The organism is Zhongshania sp. (assembly GCF_047636175.1).
Lineage (GTDB): Bacteria > Pseudomonadota > Gammaproteobacteria > Pseudomonadales > Spongiibacteraceae > Spongiibacter.
The window spans coordinates 32,111-48,125 of sequence record NZ_JBLIKC010000013.1; the positions used below are offsets into that span (position 1 = coordinate 32,111).

The window sequence follows — 16,015 nt, forward strand, 5'->3', positions numbered from 1 at the left end:
TTTGGGTTTTGCGGTATTGATGAGAAAAGTTGGGCTTGGGAGATTGGTTTGATATTGGTGATTTTCTAAATCAGTGTTAATTAGAGTCTCTTGTGTCGTTCTCAGTGGAGTAACTCCAGAGATGTGTTACGTCGCTACAACTCTGAGGATGAAATCAAATTTTCAGGATAATGAGCGCTACGACCGAAATTCTCGAAGCCATCGCTTATTATTTGGGATAACTACATATTCCCGAGCTCTACGTCGGATTTAATGCGAGTGAAATCGAAAGCCTTTGCATCTCATTTCTTGTCGTTTTAGCGTGCTAAAATATATCTCTTACATATAATTTGAATTGCGAGACCGTTTAATGAAAGTCACTGTATTCGGTATAGGTTACGTCGGTTTAGTCCAGGCAGCAGTATTGGCGGGTGTTGGTCATGATGTTGTGTGCGTGGATATTGATGCTGAGCGAGTAGAAAACTTGAAGAAGGGTATTATCCCTATCTATGAGCCTGGTTTATCTGCTTTAGTAAAAGAGAGCGCTGACGCAGGCCGTTTGCAGTTCACAACTGATGCTGAGCTTGGTGTGAAGCACGGTCGCATTCAGTTTATTGCGGTGGGAACGCCACCGGACGAAGACGGCTCTGCGGATTTGCAGTATGTGTTGGCTGTGGCCAAGACCATTGCGACGTATATGGTTGCGCCTAAGATTATTGTGGATAAATCCACTGTGCCAGTGGGGACTGCAGATAAGGTCAGCGATTGCGTTAGCGCCGTATTAAAGGAGCGAGGGTTTGATCTTGGCTTTGATGTGGTGTCTAACCCCGAATTCTTAAAGGAGGGTGCTGCGGTTGCGGATTGTCAGCGACCCGATCGGATAGTTATTGGTACAGATAGTCCTGCGGTCGAAAGTAAAATGCGTGAGTTGTACGCTCCTTTTAATCGCAATCATGAAAAGTTGATTGTGATGGATGTTCGCTCTGCGGAGCTGACTAAGTATGCGGCCAATTGTATGTTGGCGACCAAGATTAGCTTCATGAATGAGATGGCTAATTTGGCTGAGAAGCTGGGCGCTGATATTGAGAAGGTCCGTCAGGGAATCGGCTCGGATCCGCGGATTGGCTATCATTTTATCTATCCTGGCTGTGGTTACGGCGGTTCTTGTTTTCCCAAAGACGTTCAGGCTTTAGTGCGGACTGCGGAGAAGGTCGGTTATGTGCCAGAGTTACTGAAATCTGTTGAGGCAGTTAATAGTCGTCAAAAGGAAAAGTTGTTTACGCATATTCAGGCATATTTTGGCGGTGATTTACATGGCAAGAAAATAGCGCTGTGGGGTTTGTCGTTTAAGCCTAATACTGATGACATGCGTGATGCATCGAGTCGCGTGCTGATGGATAGTTTGTGGGCTGCGGGTGCAATGGTTCAGGCTTATGACCCGGAGGCGATGAATGAGGCTCAACGTATTTATGGCGCGCGCTCTGACTTAAGTTTGATGGGGACCAAAGAGTCTGCATTGAACGCTGCCGATGCCTTGGTGGTTTGTACTGAATGGAATGCGTTTAAGGCACCTGATTTTGATTTAGTGAAAGAGCGTTTAAGCCATGCAGTCATTTTTGATGGTCGTAATTTGTACGATCCAGCAATGTTGGAGCAGCAGGGTATAGCCTATTACGGCATTGGCCGTGGCCGCAGTGTGTTGAGCTTTTCGTAGTGCGATCTAGTCATTATTAGGTGGTTTTAAGTAATAACCTGCTTATTCAGGGTTGGTGGTATATGAATCCCCAACCTGGTCGGGGATAACGGTGCGGATACTGGAATAATACGGTTCCCCGTCCATGATTGCGCTAAAGCCTCGTACTACTAATGATCCCTGAGTATTCTGGCGACAATCCTTCCCCAGTGCACCTCTAATTCCTTTTGGGCTTATGCTCGACCCTGATCGAATATCCATATGATCGTGGCAAATACTTACCGTGATGATGAGTGCGGAATTGCCCATAGTTCGAGGTTTATGGATTCCCGATCAAGCCGGGGATGACGGTTGGTGGGTTTATGTGCGAGTACAGGCAGAATAACGGTCTTTAGCAGAGTTAAAACAACGGTCTGTCGCTGGTGTAGAGCAGCGGTCTGTAGAGGGGCCAGATAAAACCTCGTCATACCCGACTCCGATCGGGTATCCATGTGAGCGAAGCGAATGACTTTGTTAGTTGTTCGGAGGCTAGTGGGGTTCAACGTTAGGTATATGGGGCCTCGTCTCTGTATGGGTGACGGCTAGGGGGCTTGGTGCGCTTATCGGTTTTTAATTGCATGGTGAGTTTAAGTCTCTGAAATTTAGAGTAATGTCATTTCTGATGGAACGACGATTATGTCGGGTGCGGACAAGTAATCTTCTCCATATTACTGCTATACCGGACATCGATCCGGTGTCTATATGAGCTTTAACGAGAGTTAATGCTAGTTATTAGTTAATGTTGTGTTACTTAAAATTATTAAATAAATATAGTTCCGTTGCGATGATGGTCGCGCTATCGAGATATTTAATTTGCATTTAGCGATATCGACGTTAAACTTAAAATTGCTCAGGAAGAGCACTTGGCAGGGACGCTGACCAAGGAACGGTCATGCGTAAAGGACTATGTACATGAATAGATCTCAAGGCGTTCCTGCCACCTTTTTTACTCTACGGTTTTTTCGCTCTGTAGTGGAGTAGAGTTTTCGCCAGTTTTAAATTTCCCACATACCTTTCGCCGACACCTAGTTTAGGTCTTATCTGGCTGTGATCAAGTTCGCAGGGAACCTATGTGAATGGCTTTATTAGTGGTTGGGAGCCCCGAGTATTTCAAAGCCCTTTACTATGGATCCTCGTGTTCGCAAGGATGCCGGTTTGGGAGTTTGATATGTTTGTTAAATACTTGCTTGAGTCTAATCTGCAGCGATATGGAGCTGAGCTGATTTGTCTTAAGTTATGGGTTAGTCGGTAGCTCCGGATAGCAAGAGATTCCATAGCTAAGTTATAAATTCGGCCTCATTTGCTTTAGAATACCTGCTTATTTATTGGGTATTGCACATGAAGACAATTCTCGTCACTGGTGGCGCCGGGTATATCGGTAGCCATACCGTCGTCGAATTACAGACGGCGGGTTATGGGGTTGTTATTGTCGATAATCTTGAGAATAGTAATCCTGCGGTTCTTGAGCGGATTGAGAAAATCTCTGGTATTGCCCCGGTTTTTGTTAAGGCGGATATACGTGATGCCGACGCTTTAGCGGCGGTATTCGCCCAGCATAGTATTGATGCGGTTATTCATTTTGCAGGATTAAAAGCGGTTGGTGAGAGCGTCGAGCAACCACTTCGTTACTATGATAACAATGTACATGGCACGATGGTCTTATGTCAGGCAATGGCTGATGCGGGTATTTTTAAGTTGGTGTTTAGCTCTTCGGCGACAGTTTATGGTGATGCGCCAGGGCCTTATATTGAGACTATGCCCTTAGGGCAACCGTCTAGTCCTTATGGTGCGTTCAAGGCAATGGCGGAGCGTGTGCTAGCTGATTTATGTGTGTCTGATTCGCGCTGGGCGGTAGCTGCGTTGCGATATTTTAACCCGATAGGTGCGCATTCCTCTGGCTTGATTGGTGAGGACCCTCTCGGAATTCCTAATAATCTAATGCCTTTTATAAGCCGCGTTGCAGTTGGTAAATTGGCCGAGCTATCAATCTTTGGTAATGATTACGACACGCCTGATGGCACCTGCGTACGCGACTATTTGCATGTGGTGGATTTGGCTGTAGGTAATTGTCGATCCTTGCTGTCGTTAGAGAAACCGGGCTTACATGCGTTTAATTTAGGCACTGGTCAGGGAGTCTCTGTATTAGATGTGGTTAAGGCATTTGAATTCGTTACTGAGCAGCTGGTGCCATATAAAATAGCTCAACGCCGCAGCGGCGATTTGCCGGCATTTTGGGCGAATGCAGACAAAGCAAAGTATGAGTTAAATTGGGTTGCTGAAAGCTCGCTCGAGCAAATGATGGCGGACACATGGCGCTGGCAAAGCAGAAATCCTGATGGTTATGGTGGGGAGTAAAATCGTAGCTTTGTTGCGGTTAGTTTTTATGAAAATAGGTTCTGATGCGCGTCTAGGCTGAGGGTGCTGCTAAGCTAGTCCGTCATTCTTTATTTATATGATGTCTGACCGAGACAGTGCGAACGGCTTAACACTTTCGTCATCCCCGACTACGATCGGGGACCCATGTGAGCGCCAGCGAATGCCTTGGATTTTTAACGAAGTACATTCCAACTTAAAGTCTGAGGCTTATGGATCCCCAGTCAAGTTGGGGATGACGTGGGCGGCAGTGCATGGCGCCTGACTTTGAATGTTATATTTTACTTAAGGTTTTATCTTTTTCTAACTGATAGCTTTGTAAGTCCTCAGCCAGCTGTAAATTCCCTTGATAATAATTCCGCGCTTCGTCGTATAGATCCTTGACGGTATGTTCTTGGGCACTTTTTTCTGCCCGATAACGTTGGCTAAAATGGGTGAGTATAAGGTGCTTGAGTTTTGCATCGGCTGCTGTTTTGGCAACCATTGCTGCAGTGCTGTGCATATATTGTGGGCCGACGCGGGCGAGTACGTCTTCTGTGAAAGTGGCTTCGTGAATTAGTAGGTCACTCTTCTTTAAAGTCTCTAACAGTAAATCCGGTTTGTCGTTGTCACCACCGATGACCGCACTGCGAGGTGGCCACGCGACATTGCGAACGTGTTCCGCTCGAACAATATCGCCGTTTTCAAGAGTAACGTCGTTCCCCAATTGCAATTCATGCCACAGCGGTCCGCGTGGAACGTCGAGAGAATCTAAAACACTTTCGTTAATATGATATGGCGGTTTTTCGGTAACGTGATAGGCGAAGCACGGTACGCGGTGTGACATGGCTATCGTGTCAACCGAGATGTGGCCATCGTCATAGTGGAAGTCGTCGTGATCTGAGCGCACAAAGTTGAGCGGGAATCGTAAATTATGTACGTCAGTATAGGCGAAGGTGCTTCGTACATATTGCTCAACACCATCGGGGGCGCAGACGGTGAGAGCCGCTGTGCGGCCACTCATATTTGCACTGGCAATCAGACCCGGCAGACCGTAGCAGTGATCACCATGTACGTGAGTAATAAAAATGGTTTTAAGTTTGGCGGATGAGTAGCGACTTTTTAATACGCGATGTTGGGTACCTTCGCCGCAGTCGAATAAATACCACTCGCGATGGTCTTCAATCGCCAGCGCGAGTGCGGTGACATTGCGACTAACCGTTGGCTTGCCGGCGCTGGTGCCTAAGAAAGTAAAACGCATAAGCTGAGTATGTTCATAGCGTAAATAAGATTCACAATGACATTGTGGTCTAATTTACATAGATGTGCTTGTTTAAGTTGGCTGATAACTTGTATTTTCGGTGTTTTATTATTGATAGCGGTAATCAAGTCATATTTCCGTTACTTAAGTAAGTGTCAGTCAAAATCCTAGGGCTATAGATCCTAGATTGGATTGATAATGGCAGTTAGCTCGTTTGGCCCAGGGTCGGTCATACCCGACTGCTACTGGATATCCAGGTGAGCACAAGCGAAGGTCTTTTCCGCAGTCTTTCTGCAGTGGTCTGATTTCTTGAACTCGCTGCGCCATTCGGGTGAGGCGGTGGGTTTTGGTTTGTATTATTGTCAACCGATCATCGTTTGCGAGCGTATGTCTCGATCAAACACCAAAACAATAACGACGGCAGAGGACGTAGCAATGAAATTCGCGTATCACCACAGTATGTGCCCCAGTGAGCAATATATTCCGCTGACCTTGGAGGCAGAGAAATTAGGCTTCGACACAATTACCATGCCTGACAGCATTTGTTACCCCAAAGAGGGCAGTTCTAAATATCCGTATAACAGTGACGGCAGCCGTGAATTTTTAGACGGTGTACCGTTCATGGAACCCTTTTTACTGACCGCTCACTTGGCGGCGCTCACCAGTACTGTCCGCTTTACTACCTCAGTGCATAAACTTGCCGTTCACGAGCCGGCTTTGATTGCTAAGTCTCTGGCTACCCTTGCTGTTCTCACGGGCAATCGCTTTGGCTATGGGGTTGGTATTAGTCCTTGGTCAGAAGATTTTGAGGTGACGAATGTGGCGTGGGATAAGCGCGGCAAGCGTATGGACGAAATGATCGAGATCATTAACGGCCTAATGAGTGGCGAGTATTTTGGCTACAAGGGCGCCATGTTTGAGATGCCTGAAATTAAGATTTGTCCGGTGCCCACTGTGCGACCACCGATTTTGGTTGGTGGGCATTCAAAACCGGCGCTGCGTCGAGCCGCGCGTTTAGGTGATGGCTGGATTGCTGCCGGCGGCGACTTGGAATCCATTAAGGAAATGGTTGATCAAATTAACGAATTCCGTAAAGAGTACGGACGTGATCACCTGCCCTTTGAATTTCAATCTATGACGGCTGAGGCCTACTCTGCAGACGGCATAAAGCGCCTTGAAGATATTGGTATTGGTGAGGTGCTGGTTGCCTTCCGTGATGTTTACGCGTCTGAAGCCGATGATAAGACGGTGGAAGAAAAAATGGGTATGCTCAGCTGGTATTCGAATGAGGTCATTGCCAAGTCTCGATAATTGATGGCTAGGGCGTCCTACCTGCTTATGATCGGACGTCTATTTAGCGCTACTGTAATACCTTGGCTGGAGCGGGTATAGATTAAAAATTATATGTCATACCCGACTCCGATCGGGTATCCATATGAGCGAGAGTGAATGCTTTTCGCTTAGACCGGCTGTTTTAGGAGCTCTATCAGCTTAAACAGATACTCAGCTTTTTCTTCGCGTTCCTCAAAAGGACACATCAGTAGATTTTTGGCCATGCCGTTGACTAGGTCGAAGGCGACGCTGGTGATTTCGTCAGCACTTAGCTCTTTGGTAACATGTCCTTTGGACTGCATGCCGGCAATCATAATGGTCATCAAGTCTCTGAACTGCTTATTTTTTTCGCGCTCGGCCTGCAAGCTATCACTGTGAGTTAGCGCAAAAGTCTGCAGATTTAGGCGTACACGCCATTCTAAATCTGACTCTGCATCCAGCGGCAGACCGGCTTTAATCACGGGAAAAAACGATTCTATATTTGGGCTGTCGTCGGCGATGGCTTCCTGCATTCGCAGGTCTATACGTTGGTCTGCCCAGCGAAAGGCGGCAATCACGATTTCTTCTTTGCTACTGAAGTAGTGCGACAAGACTCCGATAGAGCAGCCCAGCTCTTTGGCTAATGCGCGCGTAGTTAGTGCTTCTAAACCTTTATTTGCAATTAGGCTTGCTGCGGCGCCAGCCACTTCTTCGCGGCGGCTGTCGTGGTCTACTTTCCTCAATTTTCTTACCTTGTGTTCATGGATTTGGCCAGCGTGCGTCGATTATAGGCGGATAATATACCTAAGATGAACAATATTTCATATCGGACGCTTGATATGTATCTTGTCCAGGCCTATGATTGTTGAAAATAACAAGTTCATCGAACCCCGCTTGGAGGGCCGATCATGACCACTACAGTTAATCCTGAATACAAATTAGCCAAAAACAACACCAACTTGGACCATATTCCGGGTTCATTCGGCATCCCTATTATTGGTCAGACGTTTCAGCTAGTTAACGATCTGTATGGCACGATCGACAATCAATACAAGAAATTTGGCAACGTTAGTCGCTTTGGGTTGGCGGGATTTAGCGGTGCGTTATTGATTGGACCTGATTTGTATAAGCAGATCTATCTAGATAAGGATAAAAACTTCTCTACCGAGATGGGCTATATGGGGTCTTTGGGCCGCTTCTACAAAGGCGCCTTGTTACTACGCGATCACGAAGAGCATAAATTTCAGCGTCGCATGATGCAGTCCGCCTTTAAGAACGAGGCAATGAAAGGCTATATCGGCACCATGGGGCCGATAATCGGAGAAGCTATTGCCGACTGGGATGATAACGGCGGGAAGATGCTGTTTTTCCCCGCAATAAAACAAATTTTGTTAGATGTGGCCGGGAAGATTTTTGTCGGTCTGGAACAGAGCGATGAACGGGCAGCCAAATTAAACAAGTCATTCTTAGATATTGCCAATGGCTTGATGGGTATTGTCACTAAGGAAATACCAGGCACTAAGTACCGCAAGGGTAAAATTGGTGAGCGTTATCTTAAAGAGTTTTTCGGCGGTCTAATTGAAGAGCGTCGTGCTGGTGATGGTACTGATACCTTCAGTTTCTTCACTCGTGAAAAAACAGAAGACGGCGAATATTTCTCCGATGATGACATCATCGCGCATATGAGCTTTCTGCTGTTTGCTGCCCATGACACGACTACCAGTGCATTGAGCCATATCCTCTTTTATTTGGGTCAAAACCCAGAGTTGCAGCAGCGTTTGCGTGACGAAGCAATGGCGATAGATAAGCCGTTCTTAGAGTACGAAGATCTAGAAAAAATGCCCTTGATGGAAGTGGCCGTGAAAGAGGCGCAGCGGTTGCATCCTTCAGTAATGATGATGCAGCGCCGCACCATTAATGAGTGCGAGTTGGGCGGTTATAAAATACCCGCAAACACCATTTTATTTATGGCGCCGCAGCACAATCATCGCATGGCTGAGTATTGGGACCAGCCGGAGAAATTCGATCTTGACCGTTGGTTAGAGCCACGCAACGAGCACAAGCGTCATACGTTTAGCTTTGTTGGCTTTGGTGGTGGCGCGCATAAATGCATTGGTATGCACTTTGCGTTGATGCAGGTAAAAAACTTTATGCATCAGTTTTTACGTCAGTACGAATTCCGTTTAGCGGATAATTTCAGCACTAAAATGCAGACCGTACCCTTGCCAAAGCCTATGGACGATTTGCCGATTGTGGTAAAGCGCTTAGCTTGAAGTAGGCGGCAGCGCCCTTAAGCCCGAGGTCCCCGACCAAGTCGGGGATGACAGCTAGAGGGTGTTGAACTTTGCCTGTTATACCTTGTGGCGGTATAAGCCGCTAAACACGCAGTCTTTCCACCTTAGGCTCGTTACCTCTTTACAATCTGCGCAAACGCGCTAAACGCTCCGTCATACCCGACCCCGATCGGGTATCTAGGTGAGCACATGCCAATATCTTGGCCTTTCCCCGCTATATAAGTAAACCCGCGATGAGCTTTTTCGTCACTCCTCAGTGATGATATTTGAGCGGAGATGTCACCGTTGCAGGGCTATCTGCCCCGTATAATCTTTGTAGCATCATAGGAATATTAAAGAGGATTTAGCATGAAACTCGGACTACATCTTGGATACTGGCAAAAGCAGCCAACAGACCGTTTTATAGAATTGGCGCAAGCTGCCGAGAATATGGGTTTCGATTCGGTATTTACCGCAGAGGCTTATGGTTCTGACTGCTTTACGCCATTAGCAGCAATTGCGGCGACAACGAGTAAGATTCGTTTGTGCACTGGGGTAATGCAGCTGTCTGCCCGCTCCCCAGCGTGTGCGGCGATGACAGCCATCACTTTGGATCATATATCTAATGGTCGCCTATGCTTGGGTGTGGGTGTTTCTGGACCGCAGGTTGTCGAGGGTTGGTACGGGCAGCAGTTTAAGCGCCCGCTTGAGCGCACTCGTGAATGGCTGGATATTTTCCGGCAAGTCGTGGCGAGAGAAGCGCCGGTAGAGTTTCAAGGCAAGCAATATAACTTACCGTATCAAGGTCCAGATAATCTTGGCCTAGGTAAGCCGTTAAAAAGTATTACTCATCCTTTACGTAAAAAGATCCCTGTGTTTTTGGGCGCCGAGGGGCCAAAAAATATCGCCTTGGCGGCGGAAAAATTTGATGGTTGGATGCCGATTTTTGTATCGCCTTACCGCTTAAATATTTTTGATGACAGCCTCGCCAATAAGCCCGATGATTTTGAAATTAACGCGATGGTGACTTGCAGTGTTAACGATAATCTCGAAGAGGCTATGTACCCAGGAAAAATGACTATGGCACTGTACTTGGGTGGCATGGGCGCGCGGCATGATAACTTCCATAAAAATCTTATGGGCCGAATGGGCTTTGGTGATGAGGCCCAGAAAGTGCAAGACTTGTGGTACGACGGCAAACACGACGAGGCAATTAAAGCAGTGCCCGACGCCTTGGTTGATGAAATCTCATTGCTTGGTCCTAAGGAGCGTATTAAAGAGCGCCTGCAAGATTGGAAAAAGTCAGGTGTAACAACCCTGATGATTGGTCATAACAATCACTTTGATACGTCGATTAAAACTATGGAGTTTATTGCCAACGAAGTGGTTTAAGTGCTGCGCTCGGCATTTACCCAGTTAATGCGAGTTTTAAAAGCCCATCAAATTATTGATGGGCTTTTTTGTGTGCAGCGGAAAGTGAATTAGGCAATAACGGCGTTTAGCTCGAAAGGTTTGCTTTCGTCATCTGCCAGTAGAGTTTGCAAGACTGGCATGATTTCTTGCAGCTGCTCCTGCAGTTGCCAAGGTGGATTGATGACAAACATGGCGCTGCCATACATACCGTGGCTGCCGCGCTCGGCTTGAACACACAGCTGGGCGTGCAGGTAATTATCTGATGATAAGCCTCGTAGGCGTCGGACTAAATCTTTAGAGTCATCTCTGGGAAGAAGCGGATACCAGATTGCATAGACGCCTTTTGGGAACCGGCGCTGGCTATCTTTTAAGGCGCTAATCACCTTGCGGTAGTCGTTTTTATCTTCGTATGGCGGATCGATTAATATTAATGCGCGTTTGCTCGGTGGCGGTAGTAAACCCTTCAAGCCGGTAAAGCCATCGGTATCGTAAATGCGGGCACGATCTTTAAAGCGTTTACTTAAGTTTTGGTGATCATTGGGATGTAGTTCAAATAATTGGGCCTTATCTTGGTCGCGGAGCATGGCGAGCGCAATCGCAGGCGAACCAGGATAGCCCGCAGCCTGATTGGCACAGCACGCATCAATGATTTCTAAGTATCGTTTGAGTGGTGCCGGAAGCTCGCCATCGGCCTTGCGCAGTTTAGCAATGCCGGTTTCAAACTCACGGTTTTGAGCGCTGAAGGTGCTGGCAAAGTGATAAAAGCCAGCCCCAGCGTGGGTGTCTATATAAGACAGAGCGGTGGGCTTTTGAATAAGATAGTCGAGGATAAGTACCTCGACTATGTGCTTTAACACATCGGCGTGATTGCCGGCGTGAAAACCGTGGCGATAACTAAGCATTGCCGGCTATTCCGATGTTGGCGCTGAGTGGTCTCAGCGCTGGTGGTAGTTAACGCATAGCGCAACTTCGTTGGCAGCGCCCAAAATAACGGGAACGCGTTGGTGGATATGTTCTGGTTGGATATCGAGAATCTTACCGTCTGGAGTCCACACTTCGCCGCCAGCTTGCTCTACCAAAAAGCCCATTGGGTTCGCTTCATACATTAGGCGCAGCTTACCGGCTTGCTCAGGCTTGCGACTGTCCCAGGGGTAAGTGAACACCCCACCGCGACACAAAATGCGGTGTACGTCTGCGACCATCGCGGCTACCCAGCGCATATTAAAATCCTTGCCACGCGGCCCATCTTTACCTGTAATCAGATCGGCGATGTAAGTCTGCATTGGCGCAAGCCAATGGCGCTGATTAGACATATTGATCGAGAATTCTTTGGCGTCAGCAGGAATATTAACCTCAGATTCGGTAAGCAGGTAGCTGCCAGTATCTTGGTCCAAAGTAAACATCACCACGCCATTGCCCGTACTTAGCACCAACATCACAGAGGGTCCATACAATACATAGCCAGCTGCACTTTGATTGCGACCCGGTTGCAGGAAATCTTGTTCAGTCACCGCAACGTCGCCAGTGTGTGGCAGCACTGAAAAAATAGTGCCGACCATACTGTTGATGTCTATATTTGATGAGCCGTCTAATGGGTCAAAGGTGACTAAGAAGTTGCCGGTGGTGTGGCAGGGTACGACGTCAGTTTCTTCCTCAGAGGCAAGACCACGCACAGCGGGTAGGGAGGCAAGTGCGTCTTTGATCATATCATTAGCAATAACGTCTAACTTCTTTTGATCTTCGCCCTGCACGTTTTCTGCGCCGGCAGCACCAAGAATGCCTGCGAGGGCGCCTTTGGCCAGTGCTTTACTGATATCTGCGCTGACTTCAGCCAAGCCGATAATAATGGATTGGAGCTCGGCTGCCACTGAGGCATCCGTTAAATACTGGGGCAGGGCGGTTCTGCTCATGTAATAAAAATTCCGGTTTGCGGGATAACAGCCCACTATTATGTCATTCAGTCGGGGGATAAGACAGGCGAACTGCAGTGGGTGTTGAGAAATAGGGCCGAGAATTTTACAAATTAGCGGCTAGTAGCCTATTGTTAAAGTGCTACTTTCAACAATGATAAGGAAGTCATTATGAAATCTCGTCTGATCTTATGGGTATGCTGCATGGGTATATTTCCCGGCGTTCATGCCGCGAGCTGGGAAGCCTGCCGCGCCAAAAAAATAGAAGCAGTGCGTCTTGAACAAGCACTTGGCGATGGTAAAAAGTTAAACGGCTATACCAGCGGCGCTGCAATGAAAAAGGCTCGCCGAGCAAAAGAAGACTGGATCTGGAAAAATTGCCGTTACTATTCAAGCCGTTTACGAGATATAGAGCGGGATATGATGTGATGCTGGCGTGACCCCCTTCGTCGATGGCGTTTCAGCCTAGATCGAGGCCTATGGATCTTCGATCAAGCCGAGGATGACGCTTGTATTGTTAGATGCGGAAGCCCTCATACCCAATCCGATTAGCTTGGCGCGACACTTTTAGAATTTGGCTCAGGTGCAGGGATACCCGACCTATTTAGTACCCAGATAAGCGCAGCGAATGCCTTTGCGTCTATTGTGTTTGTTTGTCATCGTTAAGGGGCTATATTCCGTGTGATCCCGATTATTATTTGAGGAAAGTCTGATGAGATTGTTGACCTTATTACTCGCCACCGCATTTGCGAGTTCGTTTTTAAATGCGGCTGTTGTTGAAGAGAAGCTCACTTTACCTAATGAGCTTGGAACTGCGGTGATGTATCACGATACTACAGCCATGAAACCGGCGCCCGCTGTGGTGGTGGTTCATGAATGGTGGGGATTGAACGATTACGCCCGCAAGCGTGCGCATCAGCTAGCCGAGCTGGGTTATACCGCTATAGCGGTAGATATGTACGGCACGGGTAAGTCGACTAGCCACCCGAAAGACGCAATGTCATTTATGAATGCGGCGCTCGCCGAACCAGAAAAAATGAATGCGCGATTTGACGCGGCCCTGGCGATTTTGCGCAAGCAGCCGTCGACCGATAGCAGTAAATTATTTGCGATTGGCTACTGTTTCGGCGGCGCGGTGGTCTTAAATCAAGCTCGTCGTGGACTAGATCTTGCCGGTGTGGCGAGTTTCCACGGCTCATTGGGTACCGAAACGAAAGTAGAGCCAGGCACCATTAAGGCCAAGGTATTAGTCGCTACCGGCGCCGCAGATACGATGGTACCAGTAAAGCAGGTGGCGGGTTTTGTTGAAGAAATGACCGCTGCCGGTGTAGATTTTGAGTTGCTGAGTTTCCCTGGCGTGATGCACAGTTTTACAAATCCTGGTTCAACGGCGCTCGGTAAAAAATACGATATGCCGCTGGCGTATGATACTCACGCAGACCAAGTGAGTTGGGCGGCGTTGATGACTATGTTGGCGCAGTGATCGCTTCACCCTGATGTTTGAATCACTCAAACAATAGGGTGGGAATGGTATCTTATCGCGTCTTTTTAGTTTTTTTTAATTGCTACTGTAATTGGAATGACCGAAGCGATATATGACAAAGTGCTACCGAGTACCAAAAAGCGCCATTCTTGGTAAAGGAGTACACGGCGGACTTTTTTGTGTCCTGCGTAATAAATGTCATCATTTTGTCAGAATCGGGGTGATATATTCATCGCATTATCGACGCCAAGCGAAGGCAGGAGAATAGAACAACATAGTCACAGTCGGCTAGGTCGTCATATATTATGTATAGCTTACAGATTCGAATACGCAGAGCGACGGTTATTGTCGCCCTATGCTCGGCCATGGTCGCTTGCGGTGATAATTCGGCCAACGGAAACACAGCACTTCCATTGGATTCCGACGGAGACAAGGTTGTGGATTCCACTGATAACTGCTCCACGCTAGCAAACAGTGATCAGGCAGATCTCGACCAAGATGGTATAGGTGATGCTTGCGATGATCTGGATAATGGTGACGACGATGCGGATGGCGTTGAGAACCACAAAGATAATTGCCCTGCCACGCTCAACTCAGACCAGCTTGATAGCGATAAAGATGGTGCGGGTGATGCCTGTGATCCAGTAATACCCGCCCCGGCATCCTGCCCCAATAACCCGGATAGCGCTGATGCTCTCTTTTGTCACTTCACCCAGTACATCAACTCATAGGTGCCTGCCACAATGATCCGAACTGCCAAACAAACTGGGCTGGTAATTCTGTTACTGATTATGTCTGCTGAGGCCTTCTCGGCCGGTATGACCTCGCATGCCATGATGGGCGATCGCGCCCGCTTTCACTTACCCCCGGGACATCTGCTCATTCCCCTGCTCGAAGCTCATCGCCCCGCTCTGATTGCAGGCGCCATGTTTCCAGATGGCGGCTATTTCACCGGTAGCGGCTTTCCGGGTGATCGCGATCTTGCCGAAACGGCCCACTGGGATGGCTTCACTAATGCCCTTGCCGGCGTTGCTCACGACGCAGGCTGCGGCGAGCTAAAAGCAGACGCCTGGGATGTATTGCCGGTACTCGGTGGCACTTTTGATTGGTTGACGAATGAGTTGGGTCGCGAGGCGGTCGCCATCCCACTCCGCTACGGAGAGAGCTGTGGCTACCTAGTGGCCTTCCTGATGGGCATTGCCGCTCACGGCATGGGTGACGAAGTCTGGGACGCACTGTTTGAGCCAACCGTGTACCAACGCAATGAAATGCAGAAATCTTCCCCCGGCTATACGCTCGATGCCGTGCCCCCGGGCTCGGACCCTTCCGTTGGCACCGCCATACGAGAAGCCCTTGGCGACGATGCATTCAACGCACTGGCTGGAGGCTTCGAAGTCATTAACGGCGTCGAATATGCCATGGATGTAATTGCCATCCGCGATGAATTTGCCTGGGAAGAAGTCCCAGCACTTGTTTTTCCACCTATGGATTATCTAGTCGAAGCTTTCAAACGTGTTGGAAAGAACGATTTTGACGAACTGGCCGTGCAGCGCGCAGCCTTGGGCGCCAGAATGGTGGTAGCGGCAGAACGCGTAAGCGCTGTCCTGGATTATGTCCGTGTGCGCGAACAAATGCCCTACTCAGTGCACAACCATGTTCGCGGCTCGGGCGGCATTGAAGATAGCGCAAAATTCATTGCCGGCTATTACCAGCACTTATGGGATCGTGTAGTGAACGGCCCAGACGAAGCCGGCAAGCCCTTTATTGTTGGTGTACACCCACAGCCAGGTGAGCGCGGGCTGCCCGCCACCGTCTGTGCCAATTCTGGCCCCTTCAGCAACTGTGAGGATGACAAACGTCCGGAAGCCGATCGCTACATTTATGTATCGATGTCCGGCAGCATGGGCAGCGACTACGCTGAACTAAGCGACGCCTTTGCCGTGTTCGATGAAGATGGCAACAAGCTACCGGTAAAATTCTCTACGCTGCCCTCTTGGGCAAGCCCAATGTCCGCCCATGGTTTCCGAATTGAATTACTAGACAAGAAGCTCAAACCCAATCATCGCTACACCGTGGCTGTTACCACACAGCTCTATGACCGCCGCGGACCTGAAGATGCCAACGCGAAACTGGCAGCACCTATGATTTGGCATTTCACCACGGGGGATGAATGATCCAAGGTTAGGATGGAGCGTTTACATACACTAAAAGGCACCTGGCAAGCCGGTGAGGGCTGCAATGTGGAAAGGGTAGAAGACTGGGACGGAGACCAGGGAATACAATACGTTCTGCAAAACAGCC

General features: G+C 48.4%; 13 protein-coding genes. 9 read left to right on the forward strand and 4 right to left on the reverse strand.

The features are described from left to right. Positions 1–349 precede the first annotated feature (349 nt). Both ACI955_RS09415 and galE read left to right on the forward strand, forming a co-directional pair. Positions 350–1,693: a UDP-glucose dehydrogenase family protein gene (locus ACI955_RS09415; protein WP_415243491.1), complete on the forward strand. Its 1,344-nt coding sequence runs from the start codon at positions 350–352 to the stop codon at positions 1,691–1,693. A gap of 1,356 nt (positions 1,694–3,049) precedes the next feature. Beyond that, on the forward strand, positions 3,050–4,066 hold the full coding sequence (galE, locus tag ACI955_RS09420) for a UDP-glucose 4-epimerase GalE (protein ID WP_415243492.1): 1,017 nt from the start codon (positions 3,050–3,052) through the stop codon (positions 4,064–4,066). A 292-nt stretch (positions 4,067–4,358) separates the two neighbouring features. On the opposite strand, the gene ACI955_RS09425 is transcribed toward galE, so the two are convergent. Continuing rightward, positions 4,359–5,324 carry a ribonuclease Z gene (locus tag ACI955_RS09425; RefSeq protein WP_415243493.1) on the reverse strand — a complete coding sequence of 322 codons (966 nt, stop codon included), beginning with the start codon at positions 5,322–5,324 and terminating at the stop codon, positions 4,359–4,361. Between the two features lie 435 nt (positions 5,325–5,759). Between ACI955_RS09425 and ACI955_RS09430 the strand changes: the two genes are divergently transcribed. After that, positions 5,760–6,635 carry a TIGR03619 family F420-dependent LLM class oxidoreductase gene (locus ACI955_RS09430; RefSeq protein WP_415243494.1) on the forward strand — a complete coding sequence of 292 codons (876 nt, stop codon included), beginning with the start codon at positions 5,760–5,762 and terminating at the stop codon, positions 6,633–6,635. Between the two features lie 149 nt (positions 6,636–6,784). Here the strand turns inward: ACI955_RS09430 and ACI955_RS09435 are convergent, their stop codons facing one another. Beyond that, the gene (locus tag ACI955_RS09435) at positions 6,785–7,378 is read right to left on the reverse strand and encodes a TetR/AcrR family transcriptional regulator (protein ID WP_415243495.1); all 594 of its coding nucleotides are present in this window, start codon (positions 7,376–7,378) and stop codon (positions 6,785–6,787) included. A 165-nt stretch (positions 7,379–7,543) separates the two neighbouring features. On the opposite strand from ACI955_RS09435, the gene ACI955_RS09440 reads away from it, so the two are divergent. Continuing rightward, a complete protein-coding gene (locus ACI955_RS09440) occupies positions 7,544–8,908 on the forward strand; it encodes a cytochrome P450 (protein WP_415243496.1) in 1,365 nt (454 codons plus the stop codon). A 369-nt stretch (positions 8,909–9,277) separates the two neighbouring features. Beyond that, the gene (locus tag ACI955_RS09445; RefSeq protein ID WP_415243497.1) at positions 9,278–10,300 is read left to right on the forward strand and encodes an LLM class F420-dependent oxidoreductase; all 1,023 of its coding nucleotides are present in this window, start codon (positions 9,278–9,280) and stop codon (positions 10,298–10,300) included. Between the two features lie 89 nt (positions 10,301–10,389). Here the strand turns inward: ACI955_RS09445 and ACI955_RS09450 are convergent, their stop codons facing one another. Then, entirely contained in the window at positions 10,390–11,223 is an 834-nt protein-coding gene (locus ACI955_RS09450) for a 23S rRNA (adenine(2030)-N(6))-methyltransferase RlmJ (RefSeq protein ID WP_415243498.1), read from the reverse strand. A gap of 33 nt (positions 11,224–11,256) precedes the next feature. After that, entirely contained in the window at positions 11,257–12,231 is a 975-nt protein-coding gene (locus tag ACI955_RS09455; protein ID WP_415243499.1) for a class 1 fructose-bisphosphatase, read from the reverse strand. A 171-nt stretch (positions 12,232–12,402) separates the two neighbouring features. Between ACI955_RS09455 and ACI955_RS09460 the strand changes: the two genes are divergently transcribed. The 4 genes from ACI955_RS09460 (at position 12,403) to ACI955_RS09475 (ending at position 15,888) form a co-directional block, all read left to right on the forward strand. Further along, positions 12,403–12,660, forward strand: coding sequence for a hypothetical protein (locus tag ACI955_RS09460; RefSeq protein WP_415243500.1), 258 nt, complete (start codon positions 12,403–12,405; stop codon positions 12,658–12,660). A 283-nt stretch (positions 12,661–12,943) separates the two neighbouring features. Then, positions 12,944–13,714: a dienelactone hydrolase family protein gene (locus tag ACI955_RS09465; protein WP_415243501.1), complete on the forward strand. Its 771-nt coding sequence runs from the start codon at positions 12,944–12,946 to the stop codon at positions 13,712–13,714. Between the two features lie 305 nt (positions 13,715–14,019). Continuing rightward, the gene (locus ACI955_RS09470; RefSeq protein WP_415243502.1) at positions 14,020–14,445 is read left to right on the forward strand and encodes a thrombospondin type 3 repeat-containing protein; all 426 of its coding nucleotides are present in this window, start codon (positions 14,020–14,022) and stop codon (positions 14,443–14,445) included. A gap of 12 nt (positions 14,446–14,457) precedes the next feature. Next, positions 14,458–15,888, forward strand: a complete 1,431-nt coding sequence (locus tag ACI955_RS09475) for a hypothetical protein (protein ID WP_415243503.1) — start codon at positions 14,458–14,460, stop codon at positions 15,886–15,888. Positions 15,889–16,015: the final 127 nt, after the last annotated feature.

Bases quoted from the DNA above. Each gene is read 5' to 3' on its own strand.
- ACI955_RS09460 (WP_415243500.1), top strand. From the start codon at position 12,403: ATGAAATCTCGTCTGATCTTATGGGTATGCTGCATGGGTATATTTCCC.
- ACI955_RS09465 (WP_415243501.1), top strand. From the start codon at position 12,944: ATGAGATTGTTGACCTTATTACTCGCCACCGCATTTGCGAGTTCGTTT.
- ACI955_RS09430 (WP_415243494.1), top strand. From the start codon at position 5,760: ATGAAATTCGCGTATCACCACAGTATGTGCCCCAGTGAGCAATATATT.
- ACI955_RS09440 (WP_415243496.1), top strand. From the start codon at position 7,544: ATGACCACTACAGTTAATCCTGAATACAAATTAGCCAAAAACAACACC.
- ACI955_RS09470 (WP_415243502.1), top strand. From the start codon at position 14,020: ATGTATAGCTTACAGATTCGAATACGCAGAGCGACGGTTATTGTCGCC.
- ACI955_RS09425 (WP_415243493.1), bottom strand. From the start codon at position 5,324: ATGCGTTTTACTTTCTTAGGCACCAGCGCCGGCAAGCCAACGGTTAGT.
- ACI955_RS09415 (WP_415243491.1), top strand. From the start codon at position 350: ATGAAAGTCACTGTATTCGGTATAGGTTACGTCGGTTTAGTCCAGGCA.
- ACI955_RS09455 (WP_415243499.1), bottom strand. From the start codon at position 12,231: ATGAGCAGAACCGCCCTGCCCCAGTATTTAACGGATGCCTCAGTGGCA.
- ACI955_RS09450 (WP_415243498.1), bottom strand. From the start codon at position 11,223: ATGCTTAGTTATCGCCACGGTTTTCACGCCGGCAATCACGCCGATGTG.
- galE (WP_415243492.1), top strand. From the start codon at position 3,050: ATGAAGACAATTCTCGTCACTGGTGGCGCCGGGTATATCGGTAGCCAT.
- ACI955_RS09445 (WP_415243497.1), top strand. From the start codon at position 9,278: ATGAAACTCGGACTACATCTTGGATACTGGCAAAAGCAGCCAACAGAC.
- ACI955_RS09475 (WP_415243503.1), top strand. From the start codon at position 14,458: ATGATCCGAACTGCCAAACAAACTGGGCTGGTAATTCTGTTACTGATT.